A 23,300-nucleotide genomic window follows, 5' to 3' on the forward strand; every position below is an offset into this window, starting at 1 on the left:
CGTTATAGAGCTATGGTATAAGCATGAGTTAGAATGCAGTACCTGATAAGGTTAATATGGTGACATATTAACAAACTAGGGTGGCACCGCGATGATAAATCTCGTCCCTAAGATTAAAAGTCTTGGGGGTGGGATTTTTTTATTGTTTTAAAACAATTTTGAAAGCGGGGGCCAAAAATGAAAAACTTTCTTAAAGATTGGAAATATCCTTTATTACTACTGTCCGGTGTTGGTATTGCGAATTTAGGGGCATGGATTTACTTAATAGCACTGAATGTACTTGTCTATAATATGGGTGGCTCAGCCTTAGCTGTTGCTGCTTTATATGTAATAAAACCGTTAGCCACTTTATTTACAAACGCTTGGTCTGGGAGTATGATTGATCGTTTAAATAAACGGAAGTTAATGATTCACCTCGATATATATCGTGCGTTATTTATCGCTATTTTACCTTTACTTCCGTCACTTTGGATTGTTTATGTATTTGTATTCTTTATAAGTATGGCCAGTGCAATTTATGAGCCAACTGCTATGACGTATATGACGAAATTAATTCCAGTAGAACAAAGACAACGTTTCAACTCATTACGTAGTTTAATAGGATCTGGTGCATTTTTAATTGGTCCAGCGATAGCAGGGGTTTTATTAATTGCGAGTACACCAGAGATTGCTATATATATAAATGCTATAGCATTTCTCTTATCAGGATTCATTACATTACTTTTACCTAATCTTGATAAGAAAGAAGCTTCGGATACAACAAGTAATACATTATCTCTTACAGTATTAAAAAAAGATTGGAACACTGTTATAAATTTTAGTAGAAAACATGTGTATGTCGTATGCGTGTACTTCTTATTTCAAAGTATGTTCGTATTAGCAACCGCTACTGATTCACTTGAACTATCGTTTGCGAAAGAGGTATTACTACTAACAGATAGTGAATATGGTTTTCTAGTTAGTATAGCTGGTGCAGGATTTATTTTAGGTGCCATAACAAATACAATTTTGTCAAAGAAATTAGCACCTTCACTTCTAATTGGAATAGGATCATTATTTATTGCAATTGGTTATTTAATTTATGCTTTTTCAAATGTATTTTTAATAGCTGCTATTGGATTCTTTATTTTATCTTTTTCAATGGCATATGCAAATACAGGATTTTATACATTTTACCAAAATAATATCCCTGTTCATATGATGGGACGGATCGGGAGTATATATGGACTTGTTATTGCGATAGTAATAATCTTTGTTACAATATTATCTGGTGTTGCGACTCAGTTCATTTCTATACAACTTGTAGTTATTGTAGGTTCATTGATCATGTTATTTATTACTATCGTCTTGTGTGTGTTTACTTTATTCCCATCACAATCTAAGTTGTATTCTACTGAATCAATAAAGTGAAACTTTAATCAGGGGGCATCCCCCCACTGATTATCAGCCCTCACCAATCGAGCTTTTACGGGCAGCCCGATCCCTACTTAACTTCTTTGCTTTCGCTGAATTTTGAGATGGGGGTCTTACTGTCCACAAATAGCGGGATAAATTCGAAATGAACTTTGTGTTCTCATTAACAATTTATCGTATTTAATAAAAGGGTTCTTTCCCCTTTATATGGAAAAATCAATAAGGGGAAAGAACAATACCGAAAGATAAGGGTGGTTGTCGTGATAAAAACAAAAGATGAAATTGATAAAATTGTAAAAGAAATACAAAAGAAAATAGATTTCTCTGGAGTAGTTTTAGTAAAAAAAGAAAAAGACTTAGTCTATGAAAAAGCTTTGGGTTACGCAAACCAAAGTGAATGTATAAACAATACGATACAAACAAGATTTGGCATTGCCTCAGGATGTAAAATTTTCACTGCAATTGGCATCTGTCAACTTGTTGAAAAAGGTTTTATTTCTTTTCATACAAAATTAAAAGATTGTCTAGAGATAAAATTTTCAAACTTCGATGAAGATATTACAATACATCAACTACTAACGCATAGCGCTGGTATACCAGATTATTTTGATGAAAGTATTATGGATAACTTCGAAGATCTTTGGAAACAAACACCTATGTATCTATTAAAGAGTTTAAAAGACTTTTTACCATTATTCCAAAAAAGTAATATGATGTTTGCACCTGGAACTAAGTTTCACTACAACAATGCAGGTTTTATCATACTTGGATTAATAATAGAAGAACAGACGGGACTTAAATTTACGGAGTATATAGAAAAGAACATTTTTAATCCGATTGGCATGAATGATTCTGGCTATTTTTCGTTAAATAGATTACCAAGACATACAGCTCTAGGATATATAAAGGACGAAACCAACCAAAATTGGAGAACAAACGCCTACTCTATACCGATAAAAGGAGGAGCTGATGGAGGTGCATATGTTACTGCACCAGACATGCTGAAATTTTGGGCGGCCCTATTTAATAATGAAATTTTAGGAAAGGAATATACAAAATTACTTTTAACTCCTCACATTCAAGTAAATGATAAACAGTCCTACGGCTATGGAATATGGATTGAAACACGAGAAAACAAGGTATTCAAATATCATGTAATGGGATATGATCCAGGTGTCAGTTTTCGCTCGGCTATATATCCAGAATTAGGAATAACTTTAGTTATTACGTCGAATAAAGGGGCAGGACCTGAAAAATTAATGACAGAAATAGAAAGAGCTTTTTAATTATATGGATTTAAAAGAAGAGATACGAAAATAATTTAAACGGGTTCATGATTGTTTCTGTTTTGAAAAATATTTTAGTTAACGAGGAACCCTTTATTTATTAAATAAGGGTTTTTTGTAATTCTGTACAATTATATATAATTATATGGATTTTTAAATTAGAAAACATTACTATATAGTTGTAAATTTTTATTATTAATTCATATGAAAGGATGTGTTAACAATTTGTATATGATTAACGGTAGTGTGTTTATTATTTTAGGAGTTATTTGTTATTTAATTGTACGTGGAATATTAATTGGTACCAAAAATACAAAACATGTAATTTGGTGGAAAGAAATAATAAGTTTTTTATTTGTGATCTACATTTGTATGGTTGTTGCAGTAACTTTATTCCCTTTACCAATCGGTTTTCCTTTTAATATTGAAAATCTGAATCGCTCGGTCAATATAATACCATTTGCATCAATTATTAAAGACATCAATCAAATTGGTAGTGCTTATGATGGAGATACCCTATTTATGATTGGTCTAATTGTAAGAAATGTAGGCGGGAATATTTTATTATTAATGCCTTTAGGATTTTTAGCACCAATCCTATGGGATAAATATAAGAAATTCAAAAATACAATTTTATTAGGATTTTCTATATCAGCTAGTATTGAATTGCTACAATTAATTGAGTCTTTATTTAGTGGAGTGGGACGTATTACTGATATTGATGATGTGATCTGTAATGTTATAGGTTCTATTGTTGGATATTGTATTTATATTATCTTTTTAAAAGCTATTAATAAATTTAACATTCGAGTGTTGGGTAAAGCTAATTCTAAAGGTGTGGAATTAGTTGATAAATAGGAGTTTAAACGAGTTATTAAAGGCGTACGAGTAAAAAGTACGTCTTTTTATTTTTATAAATAATGCTTAAGGCTGATGAGAAATCACATTTTCCATCTTACACTTGAAAGTAGCTATGGTATTTCAAGTATGGAATGAAAAGAGGAGAATATAATCTTTGAAGATAAACAAGTTTATAGGAGGATTCTAAATGGATATTTTACTTGTTATTCTTATTATTGTTTTGATGCAAAGTAAAGAACGAAAAGTGAAAATAAACCGTATTTGGCTCATTCCGGCTTTGTTGTGTTTTGTAACAGTTCAATCCATTATTCATATGGGACAAATAACTTTGCTGCAAGGACTACTGTTTGTTGTAATGCTTGGAATTGGCTTATGTCTTGGGATTATACGGGGAAGAGCTTTAACATTTCGATTAGATAGTGAAACAGGTCATGTACTACGAAAAGGAAATTGGGTAAGTACAATAATCCTTCTTGTTATTTTAGGAGCAAAAATTATGATTAAACAAAGTATGTTTTCGGGTAGTACGCACCAGACATTAATGGTTGTAATAAATGCCTTTTTATGTATTACATTAGGCACTGTGATTAGTAGACGTTATTATATTTGGAAAAAATATAATGAATTAACACAAAAAGCGTAAATACATTCATCCCTTGTTTAACATTGCTAAGAACGGTAATACTAATTAACATTGAATTTTTACAACAAGGGATGATAATATGATATACATTTACACAGATTTTGGTGGAACACATACTACCTCACTAGCTGCAGCGTATCATTTAAATAAATTACCAACGGATCGCAAGTTAACGAAAGAAGAAATTTTGAATGTAGATTACTTTAATAAATTGAAAACAGAAGATATGGGAAAAATTATTTTTCATGGCATAGATGAACATGGTCATCCTGTATATACGATTGGATGTGGCGCATCAAAAGTTGTTGTACCTGCGATGAAGCATTTAGGAGAAATCTTGCAAAAACATTATCAAAGTCATGAAAAAATTATTTTTTCTAATACATCACCAACCGTACCTTTACCAATGACTTTTGGTGGTCTGTTTTCTAGAAGGTTCCATATCGATTTTATTGGCGTACCGTTACTCGTATGGGGAGCAAAAATTTGCTGTGATAATATACAAAGGCTTGTTAGTTATACAAAAGAAGCTGGCCGATTAACGAATGATTATGTTGTAATTTTAGATAATGAAACTTTTAAATAGTATATGATAACAAGAAAATCGAGCAAATTCCTTGATTTTCTTTTTTATTTGTGAAATAGACAAGAAATAGTCACATTTAATATACATCTACTATAGCCAAAACAATAAAGTCCTGTTACTATTACAGGGATATTCTCTTTTCATAACATAAATATATAGAAAAATTAGAAAAGAGGAATTGAATTAAGGGAGGAACAACATGAAGCGTGTTGCTTGGATTACTGATAGTACAACTGCGAATTTTAAAACAGAAGGAGATAACTTTGTTATCCCAATCGAAGTTATTATTGATGGAATTTCGTACAAAGATTGTGAAGAAGGTGTACGTGAACGTGTTTATAATGCGTTAAACGAAGGTAAAACAGTCACTACTTCACAACCTAATATTGGAGAAATGGTAGAGTTATTTACGAAATGCAAAGAAGAATATGAAGAAGGATTTGCAGTTGCTATTAGCGGAAAAGTAAGTGGAACCTATCAAAATATGAAGTTAGCTGCAGAAATGGCAGGTTTTCCATTAACGGTATTAGATAGTGAAACAACAAGTTATCCAATGGATGAACTAATTAGAAAAGCAAAATCGTTATACAATGATGGTATGACTTTACAAGATATACACAAAACATTAGTAGATGAAAAAAGAAGACCTTTTCATGTATTCCCAAAGAGTTTAAAAGGTCTATATGCAAGTGGCCGTGTAAAGGGCATGCAATTTTTACTTGGAAGTTTATTAAGTGTTAACTTAATATTAGAAGTAAAAGGTGGAGAGCTTTTACTTGAAAAGAAAGTTCGTAAAATCCAAAAATGTCGAGAATATATTAAAAATGAACTTGAAAAAGAATTACCAAAAGTACTTCACATGTTCCATGCTAACGATAAAGCTGGAGCTGAAGAATGGATTGCAGATATTAGACAAGCATTCCCTGAAATGGATTTCAAATTATATCCATTACCAATTTCATTTGCGGTTCATGCAGGTGAAGGTACAATAGCAATCAGTTATTAAAGTAAAACCCGTGAATCATTCACGGGTTTTTTCAGAGTGTCGGGAAAGACCTTATATACTATAAGGTCTTTTGTACCTCTTAAAATGGCTTGAATAGCGTTTATTTGAGGTCATTAGGTAGCTAGAGATTGATGACTATCTTTAACGAAAAAAGTTGAAGTCATATTTTTTAATGCCAATAAATCAGAATATTTTTTCCTTTATTTCTACAGTTACAATCTATTTATATATAAGATTATTAGGATTATATTGACAATGAAAGAGAAAACAATAGATGGAAGGGGATGTTTTTATGTTTAAAAAAGCAGCATTAGGGATTTCATCGTTAGCAATCACAGCGTTCGTCGGATTAGGGATGGCAACAGAAGCTTCAGCTGGACCAGCAGCACCACTTACTTCACTAAACGTCGTACAAGTAGAGTCTGAGCTAGGCGGGGTAGAAACAATTAATCAGAACAGCTTCAGCACATCGCGTAACCACGGGGGAAAATATTTATATATTACAACGAAAGAAATGGGCTATGGCCAAAACCCATTTGCTAAAATGAATGGTTCTAATGTAAAAAGCATTGATTCCACTATAATTGGGGGAAGACCAATCGTTGGCTGGTATTATAAATGAGATGCTTCTGGACACCAACAAGGAACCTTTGAGTACCAAAAGACATCTATAAATGCACCATTTAATACAATGCGTACATCAATTTATATCCAATAATTTTGAAAGCGTTCGCACATATAAAATAGTAAAAAAGGTACTTCTAGGAGTACCTTTTTTGATTTGAATCACGTTCACCTATATTTACAATCCCGATTCCACAGCAAGAATACTTCCCATAAAACAGATTGTATTTTTTACTTTGAATAAAATTTTAGCAAATAAGTTAAATTTAGAAATTCATTCAAAAGATTATAGTGTTTAACGTAACTTAAAAAGCGCAGGATCAGCATCCTGCGCTTTTCTATCGTAATTCAGCTGTTTTTCTAATAACAATCTTATCAATATCATCTTCTTCATCACCAATAAATAACCCGCGCTCTTTTAAATACGCTTCAAAATATAAATCTGCTTCTGCACGTTCATCATACGGTTTTACAGATAAAACGAAACCTAATTTGTTTTGTTCTTCTAAATGAGAAGTGGAGATGTAAGCCGGTACATTGTGGCGTAAAAAGAGTTCTTTAACCGGAATAATCATATCTTTCATTAATTTCGTTAACATACCCATTTCAAACTCGAAATTAAAGCGATCTATACTACATAAATCAGCGAATACTACACCAATAAAACCTGTATTAAATACTTCTTGATATTCTACTTCTTCATCATTACCGTAAAAATTCTTTTCGATTAAATAATTTACAAAATAAGCAATACCATCACTTTGTTCAAATGGTTTCGTTGAAAGAACAAAGCCGATTTTCTTTTGTTTATGTAAATACACACATGACATGTATGCTGAAATGTTATGTTCTTTAAATAGAGAACTTGTTGCCCCAGAGAGGCCATCAAGTACGTGATGAACAATTTGAAGTTTTTTACGAGCAAAATAATAGGATTTCTTTTGTAACTCCAATGTATCAATAAAGACAGAGCCGATAAAGCCTGTATTTGAAATAATAGGTGCTTGCTTTTTTCTTCCTCTGCGCTTTAATGGAGCCATTATTAAAATCATCCCTTCATGTACAATTAAAATAAAAAGAACGTTTGTTCGTATATTTATATTTTACTATTAAAACGCTATAAAGTAAAGGGTTTTTGACGAAAAAAACAACAAAAAAGACACCTGTAAAGGGTGCCTTAAACGCTGTAGGGAAGAGGGTTCATCCCTACAATTTATATTATGATACAGAAACAATCTCTTCTGTATCTTCTACATCTAAATGACAGTCCATAGTACGAACATCTTGATCTTCATGACTTCCGAAATAAATAGTAATTTTCATATGTATCACTCCTTTATTCTAGGAATACCTAAAATAATTACTAGTAATGTTAATATTTATTATATACCACTTTTTTCATTCCGACAACGTTATATCATTTTTAATTCTTTCAGAGCGTATAGAGTGATTTATAGAGATATTTTTATAGAAATAGTTACATTTCGTATATGTTATATTTAATACTGAACGATTTGAATACGAATTTTTATGAAAGGAGAAAAAAGAATGAATTATAAACAGTTATTAATAGATAACTTCACATATAAAATGTCATATATTGCGCGTCATGTACATGGAATGAATGTAAAAGAAACGAAGGACTACATTGCTGTAGATTGTGGTTTACCTGCAGATACATTTAATATCATTACTTTACTAAACAATGATGTAACGGAAGACATTGAGAAATTATATAAAGTGATAAACAACTATAATAAAAAGAAGTTTCCAATGTGTGTTTGGTTTTGGGATAATAGCTATGAACAGGCTATAAAAAACGAATTAATAAAACTTGGCTTAAAAGAAGCAGAACAAAATATTGCGATGGTAGCAGACTTAAAGACAATTCAACCAACAATAAAAATACCAGAAGGTTTTACAATACAAAGAGCATCTTCGTTAGGACAAATTAAAAAGTTTGGGGAAACGTTAGCTAATCTATTTGGTACATCAGAGGAAGGTATACATGTGCAAACATTTTATAATGAAACTGCTTCTTTCGATTTATGGAATAGTGAAAATATGAAACTATATTTAGGGATTTTTAAAGATGAAGTCGTATCTGTTGGTTCATTAGTATGTACAAAAGATAGTATTGGTATTTATGATATAGCAACTAAAGAAGAAATGCGAGGGCAAGGATTTGGCTCCACTATGTTTAATTACTTGCTGCAAGAAGCAAAACAATTGAAAGTTTCTCAATGCGTATTACAAGCTTCACCTGATGGGATTAATATTTATAAAAAGGCTGGTTTTCAATCTGTTGGACAAATGACTGTATTTGAAAATCGACATTTAATTGAATAAATTATTCGATCCAAATTGCTTTCATGTAGGAGTTAATACATCATTATGAAAAAGATATATATCATTACAATCATTTGCACCATTATATTACTAGGTACTTTCGTTTTACATAAAGTAGATGAACGTAAGTACACGAAAGCTATTAATCAAGCAAATCATATAAAAAACATTGCACATAGAGGCGCTTCTGCGTATGCGCCGGAACATACAATAGCAGCGTATAAATTAGGACAACAATTAAAAGGAGATTATATAGAAATTGATCTTCAAATGACAAAAGACGGACATTTAGTAGCTATGCATGATGAAACAGTAAACCGCACTACAAATGGTACGGGTCTAGTTAAGGAACATACATTAGAAGAAATAAAGAAACTTAATGCAGGTTCTTTTTTCAATGAAAAGCATCCAAGTTTAGCAAAGAAAGACTTTGAAGATGCTAAAGTCCCAACACTAGAAGAAATTATTGAAACGTTCGGGAATGGTGCAAACTATTATATTGAAACAAAATCACCAGATGAATACGCTGGTATGGAAGAGAAGCTATTAGAAATTATAAAGCACTACGAAATAAGTGATAACGTTATTATTCAATCATTTAGTGAAGAAAGTCTGCAAAAAATTCATAGTTTAGATGTTACTTTACCGCTAGTACAATTACTACCTTACAAAAAGTCAGTTCAATTAACTGAATTAGAGATAAAAAAGTATAAAACATACTGCATCGGTCTTGGGATGAACTATAAATATATTGATTCCGCTTATGTAAAGAGAATAAAGAAACACGGATTAGAAGTTCATCCATTTACTGTAGATAATGAAAAAGATATGAAAAAGTTACTTTTATGGGGCGTTGATGGGATGTTTACGAATCACCCGGATCGTTTACATTCGTTATTACAATCTTAAACTATAATGGTGTAATTATCACTGAACCAATAAAACAAGTACCCACAAGTATACAAAGATGGTTTTTGGTCCAAATGGTAACATCATTGAATGCATAAAGCCGATATTGAAATGAAATTTGAAAAAGAATCCAATACTGTTATTGGATTCTTCTTATTTAGCGCTAAGTGACTAACTTAAAGCAATACGATCTTGAATTTATAAATAAAATATTACATTGAGTATGATTTTTCATAATAATCATCAGAAAGTAATCAAAATGTAATTAATTTCAACTACGCTTTTTATATTTTTTTGATACACTGGCTACGAGGGGGATACCAATTAAGGTGGGTAAAAACCAAAACCATATTGGCGGAAGTAAATTTATAATGGGAATATGGATGCCGACATTTACTAAAAGTGCGGTGACTGCACCTATATAAGAACCTAACATACCTCTAATGTGGTGATGGAGCCAATTTTTCCAACGTTTTTTTCGTGCAAGGTATCCATAAATCGCAAATGAATAAGAGAAGATTGCTACATAAAATAAATATGCGATTTTATCCCAGTTTATAATGGATAATATAATGGCAGTAACGGTGATAACGACATAGGATGCGTGATATATTTCACCCCATTCCGTATGTTTACCTTTCTTCTTTTGAGCAACCATCGCTATTATCCCAGTTATTAAACATATCGTTCCAAATAATATGTGGATGGTTAAAAGAATGTTGAAAATGCTCATCATAATTCCTCCCTTTTTATTTTTATAGTATTGCAGCATAGGAGAAAAGTTGAAACATATTGTTTATTCACTTTAATATATTGAAGTAAAGGTACTTCAAGAACAAGTTTAAACGGACAAATTTTTCTTGAGTTTAGTGAGACACGTATTACGTGAAATGAAGGAGAGACTTCCATGTTTACATCTATTACATATTTACAATCGGGCAATGACAAGCAACAAAAAATATATGATGTTTTGAATAGCCTAAACATAATGGAGGATTTAGCTTTATATAATCCCGTTCTTTGCGGGACAATCCCGATAAGAATTGATACTCCTCAATCTGACTTAGATATTGTAATGGAAGTATATAACTTTGATGTTTTTGAGCAGGAAATGAGATCTTTATATGGTTCTTATAGAGGGTTCAATATAAAAAAGAAAAAAATGAAAGGTACTGAATCGATAAAGGTGAATTTTGAATTCGAAGGTTTTGAATTTGAATTATTTGCTCAACCTAAGCCAGTGCGTAATCAAAATGCATATAGACATATGATAGTGGAGCACATGTTATTAATGCAGCATCCTCATATAAGGGAAGAAGTTATTCACTTAAAGGAACAAGGTTTAAAAACAGAACCTGCTTTTGCTCAAGTATTAAATATTGACGGAGATCCTTATGAAGAACTTATTTTATTAGGGCAGGAAATGAAATTGTGGTAAATAAAATACGTAAAAAAATCCTCCAAAAACAAAAGAGGATTTTTTTATGCCGTTAACTTCCGAATTAATTCACTGAGCAATTTAATTCCGTTAGTCATTTGTTCTGGAGAAGCATATCCATATGATAAACGAATGTACTGATCTGATTCTTCTTCATAAATACGTCCCGGGTTTAAAAGAATTCCTTTTGATAGTGCCTCTGAAAATAGTTTTTTCATCGGAATGTTATGTACAACCTTTAGCCATATAAAAAATCCACCACTAGGAATATCCCACGATGCAATATCTGCACAATATTTATTTAAAGCTCGTATCATTATTTGTCTTCGTTTTTTCAGGTGCATTCTTACGTTTGCTACATGTTCTTCATAAAAACCTTCATTTATCCATTCAGCAGCTACTCTTTGAGATAAAGAGCTTGATCCATAGTCTGTTTGCATTTTTATATCTGACAATCTATCAATAACAGGTTCTGGTCCAATTATCCATCCAATTCTAAGTCCAGGGCTAAGTGTTTTAGAGAGACTACCAATATATAATACATGTCCATGTTTATCTATTGACTTTAAAGGAGCTGGAGGTGATTCATCAATCCATAACTCTCGGTAAATATCATCCTCGATGATAGGCAACTGCTCTTTTTTACATATTTTTAATATTTCTTTTCTTCGCTCTTTGGACATCAATATCCCCGTTGGATTTTGAAAACAAGGGATTGAATATAAAATATTATTCTTTTGACTATATTTAATTCGTTTTAACAAGTCGTTAGGTAAAATACCGTGATGATCCATTGATATACCGGATAAGTTTATATTTGCTGATTGAAAAACATGAAGTGAATATAAGTAAGAAGGTTGTTCAAGTAAAACAGTTGATTTTCTATGTAAAAGACCAATTGATATTAATTGTAATGCTTGGAGTGCACCCGAGACTATTAATATAGAACCCGGTGATGCATGTATTCCAAATGATTTTACGTATTTGCTTATTGCTTCACGTAACGGATAAAAACCTTTTTGTTCTTCGTATCCGAAATAATCTAATTCCTCACTGACGTTTTTTATTATAGATTGCATAGTTTCGAGCGGAAAAAGATGAGGTGCAAGTTCACCTTTACTAAGATGGATAAGCGTTTTATTTGCTTCTGCTTCATTTATTTCTCGCACCATTAACTTACTTGGTTTATGAATACCGGCCTTTACATATTCACTCCAATCGGGCGGGGGATTAGTTGCTAATAATGACCATGTATTATTTGTTACAATTGTTCCTGCTCCGATTTGTCCTTGAATTAAACCATCTGCCATAAGTTCATCTAGCGCAGTTATTACAGTACTTCGATTTACATGAAATAATTTTGCTAACTGCCGCTGACTAGGGATTTTACTTCCAATTGGCCATTCTCCGTTTTCAATTTTTTCTTTCATATAGTCTATTATCTGCCGATATTTGGGCACTTTTTTATCGGTTGTCATATAAAAAACTCCTTCGTTAATTTAAAAGATTCAAAGTGGTTGGTTTTTCCCATAAATAACTGGTTGAAGACATTGTATCAACTATTAAATATGATGAAAAGAAATAATTGGTAATTTAAAAATGGTTGGTTTATTAAGGAGGGAGAGAAAACATGCATAATAAAAAATGGGATTTACGCATTATATGTGCTCATGCTTTTACAATTCTTATATGGGGAACTGCTTTTCCAGCAATTCGTCTGGGGCTTGAATCTTATACGCCTGAACACCTTACTTTACTACGCTTATCAATCGCCTCATTTATACTTTTGTTATTTTCATTTATATACAAACTACGATTACCGGATTTAAAGGATATCCCAGCAATTTTTATATTTGGTGCTTTAGGGTTTACTATTTATCACATTGCATTAAATTACGGCGAAAAAACAGTCAATGCTGGATCTGCAAGTTTAATAATTTCAGTCACTCCAATAGTGACGGCAATTTTTGCTTCTGTTTTTTTGAATGAAAAAATGAAATTAAATGGCTGGATCGGTGGTGTAATGAGTTTTGCAGGAATTGCCTTAATTTCATTTAGCCAAGGCGACGCTATTCAATTAAATAGCGGGGGATTATTTATATTATTAGCGGCGATTTCAGAAAGTCTATTTTTCGTTTTCCAAACATCTTACTTAAAAAAATACGGTTTCTTACCATTTACCATATATACAATTTTTTCTAGTACTGTATGTATGCTTATTTTCTTACCCGGAGTTTATCAAGAAATATTAGCAGCTCCTCTTGAAGTTAACTTGAGTGTTATATATTTAGGTGTCTTTCCAACAGTACTCCCGTATATTGCATTGGCCTATATTATATCTCGTGCTGGTGCTTCTGAAGCAACAAGTTCTCTATATTTAACGCCAATAACTGCGTGTTTCATTGCTTGGATATGGTTAGGAGAAGTGCCAACTTTAGTTTCAATAATTGGCGGCGGAATTACTATACTTGGAATTGTGATTGCTCATATACCAGTATTAAGAAAAGAAAAACATAGGAATTTAGTAAATAATCAATCCGTATAATGTAATTCAATAATGATTTTATGATACTTTTTTATATAGTTTCTTTCTTATGTTGATAAATATAATATTTTGTATTTCAGTTAAATATTGTATGTTACATTTTATGTAGTAAGCATTTTAAAAGGAGCTGACAACATAATGAATGGAAAAAGAAAAATTTTCACATGTATTTCTATTGTAGGAATCGGACTAGCTAGTTTTTCTAATTCTAGTTTCGCAGCAAGTGTAACGGACAATTCAGTACAAAATTCTATTCCCGTAGTTAATCAACAAGTAGCTGCTGCAAAGGAAATGAAACCATTTCCGCAGCAAGTTAATTATGCAGGTGTTATAAAACCGAATCATGTTACACAGGAAAGTTTAAATGCTTCTGTAAGAAGTTACTACGATAATTGGAAAAAGAAATATTTGAAAAATGATTTATCTTCTTTACCTGGTGGTTATTACGTAAAAGGAGAGATTACAGGTGATGCAGATGGGTTTAAGCCACTTGGAACTTCAGAAGGTCAAGGGTATGGGATGATAATTACAGTATTAATGGCTGGTTATGATTCGAATGCTCAAAAAATCTATGACGGTTTATTTAAAACAGCAAGAACTTTTAAAAGTTCTCAAAATCCTAATTTAATGGGATGGGTTGTCGCAGATAGTAAAAAAGCACAAGGTCATTTTGATTCTGCTACTGATGGAGATTTAGATATTGCGTATTCTCTTCTTCTTGCTCATAAGCAGTGGGGATCTAATGGAACAGTTAATTATTTGAAAGAAGCACAAGACATGATTACAAAAGGTATTAAAGCTAGTAATGTTACAAATAATAACCGACTAAATTTAGGAGATTGGGATTCTAAAAGTTCACTTGATACGAGACCATCTGATTGGATGATGTCACACCTTAGAGCATTTTATGAATTTACAGGTGATAAAACTTGGCTTACTGTTATTAATAATTTGTACGATGTTTATACGCAATTTAGTAATACATACTCTCCAAATACAGGACTTATTTCAGATTTCGTTGTAAAAAACCCACCACAACCCGCACCTAAAGACTTCTTAGATGAGTCAGAATATACAAATGCATATTATTACAATGCTAGTCGGGTACCATTGAGAATTGTAATGGACTATGCGATGTACGGCGAGAAAAGAAGTAAAGTCATTTCTGATAAAGTTTCTTCGTGGATTCAAAATAAAACGAATGGAAATCCTTCTAAAATTGTGGATGGTTATCAATTAAATGGATCTAATATTGGTAGTTATTCAACTGCTGTATTTGTTTCACCGTTTATTGCTGCAAGTATAACAAGTAGCAATAATCAAAAGTGGGTAAATAGCGGTTGGGATTGGATGAAGAATAAGAGAGAAAGTTATTTTAGTGATAGTTATAATTTATTAACTATGTTATTTATTACAGGAAATTGGTGGAAACCTGTACCTGATGATACAAAAATACAAAATCAAATAAATGATGCAATTTATGAAGGATACGATAATTAATTAAATTTGAGAATGGTTACTCAAGAAAGGAATTAGCATACGCTAGTTCCTTTTTAATATTTTGTAAAACATTATCCATTCTAAAATTTGCATAGATATACTTGCTTTTTTCATATACATAGTTACTAATGACTCAATTTTTTCGTGAGAGGAGCGTATTTCTTGGAAAAAGTATTATTTTTCGGAGACCCAGGTATTGATGACTCATTTGCCATTATGTATGGCTTACTGCATCCCGAAATTGAAATTGTCGGTATTGTAACTGGATACGGAAATGTTGAGCATATACATGCTGCACATAATGCAGCGTATATTTTGCAGTTAGCAAATAGACAAGACATTCCTGTCATTAGTGGTGCAACAAAACCACTTACAGAAGAAATTACTACGTACTATCCTGAAATTCACGGAGCAGAAGGATTAGGGCCTATCCATGTTCCAGAAAATGTATTATCTATTCCAATATATAATTTCGGCAGTATTGCTGCGATTCTTATAAAGTACGGAAAAGATTTGACAATTGTTGATGTAGGAAGATCTACCTCGTTAGCAATTGCTTTTAATTTATGGAATGATTTAATGCTAAATGTAAAAGGAATCTATTTCATGGGTGGTGTTTTTTTAGAAGTAGGAAACGTTACGCCGTTAGCAGAGGCAAATGTGTATGGAGATCCTATAGCAAGTAAAATTGTTTTCCATCAAGCAAAGAATTTATTAATATTCCCTTTAAATGTAACAAACAAAGCTGTGTTAACACCAAATGTGTTTGACTATATTCAAGCTAATTCAAAGAATCCATTCCATACGATAATGAAACCAATGTATGATTACTATTTTTCTGCATACCAAAAACTTAATCCATCTATCGAAGGGCCATTGCTTCATGATGTGGTTGCTATAAGTGGATTAGTTAACCAAAGTTTTTTTGAATTTGCGCATCGTACAGTGAATGTAGATACATACGGAGATACGAAAGGACAAACATTTGCTGATTTTCGCCCTAACTCTAAATCTGAAGGAGCCCGTATAGCTTTAGAAATAGATGCAGAAAAATTCATTCAAGATTTTATAAAAATTATGTTATAAGTCGTTGTCGAAAAAGGGAATTATTTCGCTACGTTGAATATAAACATACATCCTCTATATAAGGGAGCTTACAATATTGAATGTCCAGTTAAAGGTTGTTACGAGAGAAAATTGGGAAGAAGCATTAAAACTACAAGTTAAAGAAAATCAGTTGAAATTTGTTCCATCCGTAGCAGTTTCGCTTGCTAAAGTATATATAAAACCAGATGGTGACAATGTAGAGTACATACCACTCGCTATATACGATGGTGACCTTATGGTTGGTTTTGTTATGCATGCTGTTGTAAGAGAGACATCAGATATGTATTGGATTAACGGATTTATTATTGATCAATCGCAGCAAGGTAATGGTTATGGAAAAGCAGCATTACAAGAAAGTATTAATATAATAAAAAATACTTTTAAATCGTGTAAAGAAATTAGATTAACAGTACATAAAGATAATATCTCTGCAAAGAAACTATATGAACGATATGGTTTCATATCATTAGGACAGGAGTATGATGGTGAGCAAGTATATCGTTTATTTGTTTAACTATTATGAAGTAAAGGTGTGAAATGAAATATGCAATTTACTGAATTGAAAATTGAAGTATTCATTCCTGAAGAATATATTGAAACATTAAGGGATGAATTAAATAAAATTGGAGCATGTAAAACGGGCGAATATGACCATAGTCTTTCCTATAGTTCAGTGAAAGGATATTGGAGACCTTTAGACGAGGCATCTCCTTTTAATGGAGAAATTGGTCGAATATGCGAAGGGCAAGAATGTAAAGTTGAAATAAAGTGTAAACGAGAACTTGTAAAAGATGCTCTTGAAGTTATTAATGATATGCATCCGTATGAAACACCTATGATTTATATTATACCAATACTAAATGACTATTTTGAGCAACTATACATTGAATAACTAGGAGGAATATCAATTGAAAAGTAAATTCCATCATATTGTACGAGCAGTCATGATAAAAGATGAAAAATTATTAGTTGCTGAATATATTGGCCATCATTATTTTTTACCTGGTGGCCATGTTGAAATTGGAGAATCAGTAGAGAATGCATTAATAAGAGAGTTAAGAGAAGAACTTGGAGTAAACTGTAGTATACAACAATTTTTAGGAGTCATAGAAAATCAATGGCAAGATAAAGAAGTGCTCCATCATGAAATTAATCACATTTTTGAAGTAGAGTCACAAGATTTACATACGGACTTAACACCGAAATCGAGCGAGTCTCATTTAGCATTTCACTGGATAGATTATAATAAAGAAGCCTTAAATCATTATGAAATCATGCCAATGCCTTTAGTGAAGGAATTACTAGAAAGAAAGTTAAGTGATGAACTACTAAATTGTTGGATTAGTAATTTTTAAATCACTTTATTTATAGTAAATACGTCCATCGAATAAATATAAAGAAAATAGGCTGAAAAACAAGGTACATCACCTAGTGTAAGTTCATATTTTGTTGATGTACGCATTTAGTCTATAGTCTTGTTTCTATTTTGTTTACAAAAATATATAAACTTTAACGTTTGGGCGAAATTTATATTTATAAATGGAGGGGTTCGTAATGAATCAGTTTCAACATGAATTACAAACATTAAACCTTAATGATTATCAAACTGGTAATGTTGTGTATTGGGATCAACAACAAAGCCAATATCCATATTATTACATCCAAGGCGATGCACGTCGTTGTGGCGGATGCGGAGGTTGTGGTGGACGCTGTGGCGGTTGCGGCGGTGGCAGATGTGGTGGTTGCGTAGGTTGTGCCGGATGTTTTGGTTGCTTTAATTGCTGGAACTGGTGGATTATTTAAATATAGTACATCATTAATATTTTATATGAAAGAAAGGTGTAAATACTGTTTATACTTTTCTTTCATGCTGTAATTTTGATGTGTATTAAGGGGGATTTATTTGTATACATATGATAAGTTGATTTCTTGGGTAGAGAATATAAAAGAAAAAAATCATAGTTCTGCTACAGCACTTTGTATTATAAAAAATAATAAAGTCGTATTAGAGCATTATAGCGGTTATCACTCAAATACAGCGACTAATAAAAAAGTAACTGCATCTTCGCAATTCAACGTTGCTTCTGCTAGAAAAAGTTATTTAGGATTAATGATAGCGTATGCGCTTTACGAGGGGAAAATAAACTCTATTGATGATGAAGCGATAAAATATTTTAAAGACTTTGATCCTGCATTGCTTGGTAAAACAACGATAAGACATTTAGTAACACATTCACACGGATTAGAAGAAATGAATGACGGGACAATTTTTCGTGAATTTGAACCGGGACAAGCATGGGCATATAGAGATATTAATGTAAGAATGATGACACGTCTTATTTACCAGCTATATAACAAAAGTTTTCCTGAATTGTTAAAGGAGCGTGTTTTTAAGCCTGCTAATTTTCAAGAAACAGGTTGGAGAGTTCAGCGAGATGAAAATTTAGTTGACGTTGTTAATAATCCAAATGAAGACGCAATTAGTGAAATTGGTACGGTAGATGACGGTACTGAAAAAAATCTGTTTGTCTCAGCTAGAGAATTTGCTTATTGGGGCAATCTTCATTTAAATCAAGGTGTGATAAACGGTAAGCAAATTGTTCCAAAAGAAGTTATAAAAATCGCTACGAGTTTGCAGAGTCCAACATATGTAAATAAAGAGCTACCACAAAATGGATTGTTTTGGTTCGTTCAAAATGAACCTGCACAATTAAGCGAACTTGGTGAACGTGTTCCAAAAGGGTCATATCAAATATTAGGGATTACTGGACCGACTATTTTAGTAATACCTGAATATAATGTAGTTGTTGCAAAAATGTATAACAAAAGATATAACTACGGCGGTGATAATTACTTATATTATTTACGTGAATTTAGTAATTTAGTCGCTGATACATTTAGTAACGGTAATAGGGCATAATTACTCCTATAACAAAAAGGAGTGATTGTAAGTGAAAGATAAAGTGAACAAAAATAAAAAACAAAATATAAAAGATGTAAATACAGAGCAAAATGCAATTTATAGCGATCCTAAAGATGCAGCTAATATGCAAACTGTACCGCAGCCGAAGGATTTTGATGAAATCGAATATTAATTTTTCATCCGACTATATGATGAATGAAAAATACGTCTTAAGTCTCATCACATATAAGAAATTATTTGATAACATATATACATAAGCATTTGAAAATGGCTTATCTTAACAAAGCTTTCTTTAGAAACATCTGATATAACCTGCAAAAGACACTTCTTTATGAAGTGTCTTTTTGTGTATATGAACTTAATTACCATTTTCCGTACAGTATCTTGCAAATTACGATGGATATACTAACTGTGAAAATCCATGTCAAGATAAAAGAAGGGGACAGTTAGTATGAAACAAACTTCTATAAATCCGTTACTAATTGTTCTAGGTACAATCATTGTTCAAATTGGCCTTGGAACAATTTATACATGGAGTTTATTTAATCAACCCCTTGTAAGTAAGTTTGGATGGAATCTTAATTCAGTAGCGATAACTTTCTCTATAACAAGTTTTTCTTTATCATTCTCAACTTTATTTGCAGCAAAATTGCAGAAAAAATTAGGACTTCGGAAACTTATTGCTACTGCAGGAATTGTTTTAGGACTCGGCTTAATACTTAGTTCACAAGTTTCTTCCTTACCACTATTATATTTATTAGCTGGTGTTGTTGTTGGTTATGCGGATGGAACAGCTTATATTACATCACTATCTAATTTAATTAAATGGTTTCCAAATCGGAAAGGGCTTATTTCAGGTATATCTGTATCAGCGTATGGAATGGGCAGCTTAATCTTTAGATATATAAACGGAAATCTTATCGATAACCTTGGTGTATCACAAGCATTCTTATATTGGGGTATTATCGTGTTACTTTTAGTGTTAATCGGATCGTTCTTCTTACGTGAGGCAATTGTAAGTAATGCTGTAACTGAAACATTGCACAATGACTATACTCCGCGTGAAATGATGCGAACGAAACAAGTATATCTGCTATTTTTTATGTTATTCACCTCGTGTATGGGTGGTTTGTATTTAATCAGTATGGTAAAAGATATCGGTGTACAACTCGTTGGACTTAGCGCAGCAACCGCTGCAAACGCCGTTGCTATGATTGCAATTTTTAATACAGTAGGTAGAATTATTCTTGGGACGTTATCAGATAAAATCGGCCGAATGAAAATTGTCTCTGCAACGTTTATTATTATAGGATTGTCAGTCTTTACTTTAAGTTTTATTCCGCTAAATTACGGAATCTATTTTGCTTGTGTAGCAAGTGTCGCCTTTTGCTTCGGCGGTAATATAACTATATTCCCAGCTATTGTCGGAGATTTCTTTGGATTAAAAAACCATAGTACAAATTACGGGATTGTCTACCAAGGTTTCGGATTTGGTGCGCTTGCAGGATCATTTATTGGAGCGATACTCGGGGGATTTCAACCAACTTTCATTATAATCGGTGTTTTAAGTGTTATTTCCTTCATTATTTCAATATTAATCCGCCCACCAAATGTAGAAAAGAAAAAGGAACTAAAACATTTACATCGGAAAGTAGCTTAATTTTAAAAAGAGTCCTCATGTTAGGGCTCTTTTTTATTCCATTAACTTTGCTTCTTTACGAACTTATTAAAGACAGGACAATTTCATTATAAAATTGAATAGATAAGTAAAAAGGAGCGTGACACTTAAAATGAAAATAGTACAGCAGTGGGTACAAGAAGATAGTGATTACATAAGAGAGAAAGTAATTGAATACAATCAAAAATATCTTGCAGATGAAGAAAAAACACCTTCAGAAAAGGTTAGTTTCATAGTAAGAAATGAAAAAGAAGAAATAGTAGGTGGGGTAACGGCAATAACTTTTTGGCACCATGTACACGTTGACTTTCTATGGGTTTCTGAAGAATATAGGCATGAAGGTTACGGAAGCAAGTTAATAAAGCTTATTGAAGAATTTGCAATTGAAAAAGGGTGTAGGTTAATTAATTTAGATACTTTTAGTTTCCAAGCACCTGATTTTTATAAGAAACATGGATATAAAGTAATTGGAGTAAGTGAAGATCATCCGAAAGGACATAATCATTATTATTTAGAAAAACGGTTAAAAAGTATATAGAATTTGTTAACGTTAGTATTTGAAATACAAATGCAATAAGGGCGAGGTTATTATTAATTTCAGTATTAATTGAATCAATTTTTATACTAAAACTGCAAGAACGTACTTTGGATAATCTTCCTAAGGTACGTTCTTTTTTTATATCAGTAGCCTATTCTTATTAACTCCAACAATAGCGGTAAAGGCAAGACTTAACTAACTTATATATATTAAAAGGAGTTAATGGTAGAATGAATAGAAGACAGAAAATTCCTTTTATTTAAAATAGAGGAGGTACATATGAAAAAAGTTAATGTTACATACGCGATTTTGTACGATAAAACTAATGAAAAGATCTTAATGGTAAAAAACAAAGGGGAAAATGGTTCTTATTATACATTACCAGGTGGCGCAGTTAAACTAGGAGAAACATTAGAAGAAGCAGTAATTCGAGAAGTAAAAGAAGAAACAGGGTTACATATAAACGTAAACGGGATTTGTTCTATCAGTGAAGCCTTTTTCGAGGAAAGAGATCATCATGCAATTTTCTTTAATTTTCTAGGCGAAATAATCGGCGGGGAGACATATATATCAAGGCCAAAAGAAATCGAAGAGATTACTTGGATGGAATTACATATAGCAGCACCATATTTACGCATACCAGAACATTTACTATATTTATTACAAAAGAAAGAAACAGTACCTTATTTTTTTAACGGAACAATCGTTCATCAATCTTCATAAAAATATTATCTCATGTAAGGCGGGGGAAACATGGAGTTTATCGTTAATCACAAACAATTCACTCAAGCACTTTCAGAAGTCAACAAAGCAATATCAACAAAACCTTTAATTCCTATATTATCTGGTATAAAAATAACTGCAGATCAATCTGGAATTACTTTAATTGCAAGTAACTCAAATATTTTTATTGAAAAATTCATTCCTGTTTCAATTGAAGACGAAAAGATTGCAACTATTTTAAAGGTAGGAACTATTGTTGTACCTGCAAAGTATTTCATTGAAATAATAAAGAAAATGCCAAGTGATATCGCAATAAAAAGTAAGAATGAGCAAACTATTAAGATACAATCAGAAGAAATCACATTAAGTTTAAATGGATTTCCTGCAGATGAGTTTCCGAATGTACCGCTTATAGACAATCATGCAGAAATCAAGGTAGAGACAGAGCAATTGATTGAAGTATTTAAACAAACAGTCTTTGCGGTAGCAAAAAATGAATCTAGACCTGTTCTTACTGGGGTGCATATAGAGTTATCTAATAATAAGTTAATTTGCGCTGCAACTGACTCACATAGACTAGCGATACGCGAAACATTACTTTCCTCAGATGTAAAAGCAAATTGTATTGTACCAAGCGCAACCATTAGTGAACTTCTAAAATTAATGAACAGCAATTCGGAATTCGTATATATCTACCTTTCAGAGAGTCATATTATATTTACGCTCGGAACAACTACATTATATTCAAGACTAATTGAAGGGAAATATCCTAATATTTCTAACCTTATTCCAAATGATTTTAAAACGATTATTAACGTAGATAGAAAAAAGATATTACAAGGTGTAGACCGATCAAGTTTATTAGCAAGTGAATGGGCTAATAACAATGTTAACTTAGAAATCATAAACGAATCCACAATTAAAATTTCTTCAAACGCTTCTCAAATTGGAAAAATATCTGAAACGCAACAAATAGATGCGATTCAAGGTGAAAAACAATTAAATATATCTTTCGATGGGCGTTTTATGGTTGATGCTTTAAGAGCAATAAAAGAAGAAACGATTACTTTAAGTTTTGGAGGTTCTATGCGACCGATATTGATTGAAGCAGGAGAGCAATCTGCAGCAGTACATCTTATATCGCCAGTAAGAGCTTATTAAGGGTAGAGGA

General features: G+C 32.0%; 25 protein-coding genes, 3 pseudogenes and 1 other annotated feature (1 of these 29 cut by a window edge). Of the genes and pseudogenes, 25 read left to right on the forward strand and 3 right to left on the reverse strand.

The window, feature by feature from the left end; all coding sequences use genetic code 11:
• Positions 1–112, forward strand: a binding site (T-box leader); it begins 147 nt to the left of the window's first position.
• A gap of 65 nt (positions 113–177) precedes the next feature.
• The 9 genes and pseudogenes from QO049_RS03890 to QO049_RS30905 form a co-directional block, all read left to right on the forward strand.
• On the forward strand, positions 178–1,410 hold the full coding sequence (locus QO049_RS03890) for an MFS transporter (protein ID WP_246963005.1): 1,233 nt from the start codon (positions 178–180) through the stop codon (positions 1,408–1,410).
• Positions 1,411–1,673: 263 nt separating this feature from the next.
• On the forward strand, positions 1,674–2,699 hold the full coding sequence (locus QO049_RS03895) for a serine hydrolase domain-containing protein (protein ID WP_246963007.1): 1,026 nt from the start codon (positions 1,674–1,676) through the stop codon (positions 2,697–2,699).
• A 13-nt stretch (positions 2,700–2,712) separates the two neighbouring features.
• Positions 2,713–2,781: pseudogene (locus QO049_RS30695) on the forward strand (GNAT family N-acetyltransferase); the annotation flags it as partial.
• A 143-nt stretch (positions 2,782–2,924) separates the two neighbouring features.
• Positions 2,925–3,557: a VanZ family protein gene (locus QO049_RS03900; RefSeq protein WP_000281849.1), complete on the forward strand. Its 633-nt coding sequence runs from the start codon at positions 2,925–2,927 to the stop codon at positions 3,555–3,557.
• Between the two features lie 190 nt (positions 3,558–3,747).
• Positions 3,748–4,203 carry a CcdC protein domain-containing protein gene (locus QO049_RS03905; RefSeq protein ID WP_246963009.1) on the forward strand — a complete coding sequence of 152 codons (456 nt, stop codon included), beginning with the start codon at positions 3,748–3,750 and terminating at the stop codon, positions 4,201–4,203.
• A 79-nt stretch (positions 4,204–4,282) separates the two neighbouring features.
• The gene (locus QO049_RS03910; protein WP_000639421.1) at positions 4,283–4,789 is read left to right on the forward strand and encodes a DUF3189 family protein; all 507 of its coding nucleotides are present in this window, start codon (positions 4,283–4,285) and stop codon (positions 4,787–4,789) included.
• Between the two features lie 199 nt (positions 4,790–4,988).
• Positions 4,989–5,795 (forward strand): DegV family protein, encoded by an 807-nt coding sequence (locus tag QO049_RS03915; RefSeq protein WP_000831921.1) that lies wholly within the window; start codon positions 4,989–4,991, stop codon positions 5,793–5,795.
• Positions 5,796–6,087: 292 nt separating this feature from the next.
• Positions 6,088–6,513 (forward strand): annotated as a pseudogene (locus tag QO049_RS03920) (DUF4879 domain-containing protein).
• A 103-nt stretch (positions 6,514–6,616) separates the two neighbouring features.
• Positions 6,617–6,718, forward strand: a pseudogene (locus tag QO049_RS30905) (MFS transporter); the annotation flags it as partial.
• 39 nt (positions 6,719–6,757) lie between these two features.
• On the opposite strand, the gene QO049_RS03925 reads toward QO049_RS30905, so the two are convergent.
• Positions 6,758–7,471 (reverse strand): hypothetical protein, encoded by a 714-nt coding sequence (locus QO049_RS03925; RefSeq protein WP_246963011.1) that lies wholly within the window; start codon positions 7,469–7,471, stop codon positions 6,758–6,760.
• A 496-nt stretch (positions 7,472–7,967) separates the two neighbouring features.
• On the opposite strand from QO049_RS03925, the gene QO049_RS03930 reads away from it, so the two are divergent.
• Together QO049_RS03930 and QO049_RS03935 are read left to right on the forward strand one after the other, a co-directional pair.
• Positions 7,968–8,768 (forward strand): GNAT family N-acetyltransferase, encoded by an 801-nt coding sequence (locus tag QO049_RS03930; RefSeq protein ID WP_016110086.1) that lies wholly within the window; start codon positions 7,968–7,970, stop codon positions 8,766–8,768.
• Between the two features lie 45 nt (positions 8,769–8,813).
• Positions 8,814–9,677 (forward strand): glycerophosphodiester phosphodiesterase, encoded by an 864-nt coding sequence (locus tag QO049_RS03935; protein WP_246963013.1) that lies wholly within the window; start codon positions 8,814–8,816, stop codon positions 9,675–9,677.
• A gap of 271 nt (positions 9,678–9,948) precedes the next feature.
• Here QO049_RS03935 and QO049_RS03940 read toward each other — a convergent pair whose 3' ends face one another.
• Positions 9,949–10,410, reverse strand: coding sequence for a DUF2306 domain-containing protein (locus QO049_RS03940; protein WP_000021727.1), 462 nt, complete (start codon positions 10,408–10,410; stop codon positions 9,949–9,951).
• Between the two features lie 174 nt (positions 10,411–10,584).
• On the opposite strand from QO049_RS03940, the gene QO049_RS03945 reads away from it, so the two are divergent.
• Positions 10,585–11,115: a DUF4269 domain-containing protein gene (locus QO049_RS03945; protein ID WP_000495169.1), complete on the forward strand. Its 531-nt coding sequence runs from the start codon at positions 10,585–10,587 to the stop codon at positions 11,113–11,115.
• Between the two features lie 44 nt (positions 11,116–11,159).
• On the opposite strand, the gene norG is transcribed toward QO049_RS03945, so the two are convergent.
• Positions 11,160–12,593 carry an efflux pump transcription regulator NorG gene (norG, locus tag QO049_RS03950; protein WP_088065380.1) on the reverse strand — a complete coding sequence of 478 codons (1,434 nt, stop codon included), beginning with the start codon at positions 12,591–12,593 and terminating at the stop codon, positions 11,160–11,162.
• Positions 12,594–12,745: 152 nt separating this feature from the next.
• Here norG and QO049_RS03955 point away from each other — a divergent pair, with 152 nt between their 5' ends.
• The 13 genes from QO049_RS03955 to dnaN all read left to right on the forward strand — a co-directional run bounded on the left by QO049_RS03955 (position 12,746) and on the right by dnaN (position 23,290).
• On the forward strand, positions 12,746–13,660 hold the full coding sequence (locus tag QO049_RS03955) for a DMT family transporter (protein ID WP_246963015.1): 915 nt from the start codon (positions 12,746–12,748) through the stop codon (positions 13,658–13,660).
• 138 nt (positions 13,661–13,798) lie between these two features.
• Positions 13,799–15,160 carry a family 8 glycosyl hydrolase gene (locus QO049_RS03960; RefSeq protein WP_053513066.1) on the forward strand — a complete coding sequence of 454 codons (1,362 nt, stop codon included), beginning with the start codon at positions 13,799–13,801 and terminating at the stop codon, positions 15,158–15,160.
• Positions 15,161–15,322: 162 nt separating this feature from the next.
• Entirely contained in the window at positions 15,323–16,246 is a 924-nt protein-coding gene (locus tag QO049_RS03965; protein ID WP_000416779.1) for a nucleoside hydrolase, read from the forward strand.
• A gap of 76 nt (positions 16,247–16,322) precedes the next feature.
• The gene (locus QO049_RS03970; protein ID WP_001102682.1) at positions 16,323–16,781 is read left to right on the forward strand and encodes a GNAT family N-acetyltransferase; all 459 of its coding nucleotides are present in this window, start codon (positions 16,323–16,325) and stop codon (positions 16,779–16,781) included.
• A 30-nt stretch (positions 16,782–16,811) separates the two neighbouring features.
• Positions 16,812–17,159, forward strand: a complete 348-nt coding sequence (cutA, locus tag QO049_RS03975; protein ID WP_284489173.1) for a divalent cation tolerance protein CutA — start codon at positions 16,812–16,814, stop codon at positions 17,157–17,159.
• Between the two features lie 16 nt (positions 17,160–17,175).
• Entirely contained in the window at positions 17,176–17,622 is a 447-nt protein-coding gene (locus QO049_RS03980) for an NUDIX domain-containing protein (protein WP_000836836.1), read from the forward strand.
• 199 nt (positions 17,623–17,821) lie between these two features.
• Positions 17,822–18,070 carry a heterocycloanthracin/sonorensin family bacteriocin gene (locus QO049_RS03985; protein WP_001071345.1) on the forward strand — a complete coding sequence of 83 codons (249 nt, stop codon included), beginning with the start codon at positions 17,822–17,824 and terminating at the stop codon, positions 18,068–18,070.
• A 100-nt stretch (positions 18,071–18,170) separates the two neighbouring features.
• Positions 18,171–19,187: a serine hydrolase domain-containing protein gene (locus tag QO049_RS03990; RefSeq protein WP_246963017.1), complete on the forward strand. Its 1,017-nt coding sequence runs from the start codon at positions 18,171–18,173 to the stop codon at positions 19,185–19,187.
• Positions 19,188–19,218: 31 nt separating this feature from the next.
• Positions 19,219–19,362, forward strand: a complete 144-nt coding sequence (locus QO049_RS03995; protein WP_000653680.1) for a hypothetical protein — start codon at positions 19,219–19,221, stop codon at positions 19,360–19,362.
• Between the two features lie 279 nt (positions 19,363–19,641).
• Positions 19,642–20,850 carry an L-lactate MFS transporter gene (locus tag QO049_RS04000; RefSeq protein ID WP_000815136.1) on the forward strand — a complete coding sequence of 403 codons (1,209 nt, stop codon included), beginning with the start codon at positions 19,642–19,644 and terminating at the stop codon, positions 20,848–20,850.
• A 130-nt stretch (positions 20,851–20,980) separates the two neighbouring features.
• Positions 20,981–21,406, forward strand: a complete 426-nt coding sequence (locus QO049_RS04005) for a GNAT family N-acetyltransferase (RefSeq protein WP_000706906.1) — start codon at positions 20,981–20,983, stop codon at positions 21,404–21,406.
• Positions 21,407–21,685: 279 nt separating this feature from the next.
• Positions 21,686–22,129, forward strand: coding sequence for an NUDIX hydrolase (locus QO049_RS04010; protein ID WP_000757608.1), 444 nt, complete (start codon positions 21,686–21,688; stop codon positions 22,127–22,129).
• Between the two features lie 30 nt (positions 22,130–22,159).
• The gene (gene dnaN / locus QO049_RS04015) at positions 22,160–23,290 is read left to right on the forward strand and encodes a DNA polymerase III subunit beta (RefSeq protein WP_246963019.1); all 1,131 of its coding nucleotides are present in this window, start codon (positions 22,160–22,162) and stop codon (positions 23,288–23,290) included.
• The last annotated feature ends 10 nt before the right edge of the window (positions 23,291–23,300 follow it).

Origin of the sequence: Bacillus sp. RB3 (genome assembly GCF_030164735.1) — a bacterium.
GTDB classification, from domain to species: domain Bacteria; phylum Bacillota; class Bacilli; order Bacillales; family Bacillaceae_G; genus Bacillus_A; species Bacillus_A cereus.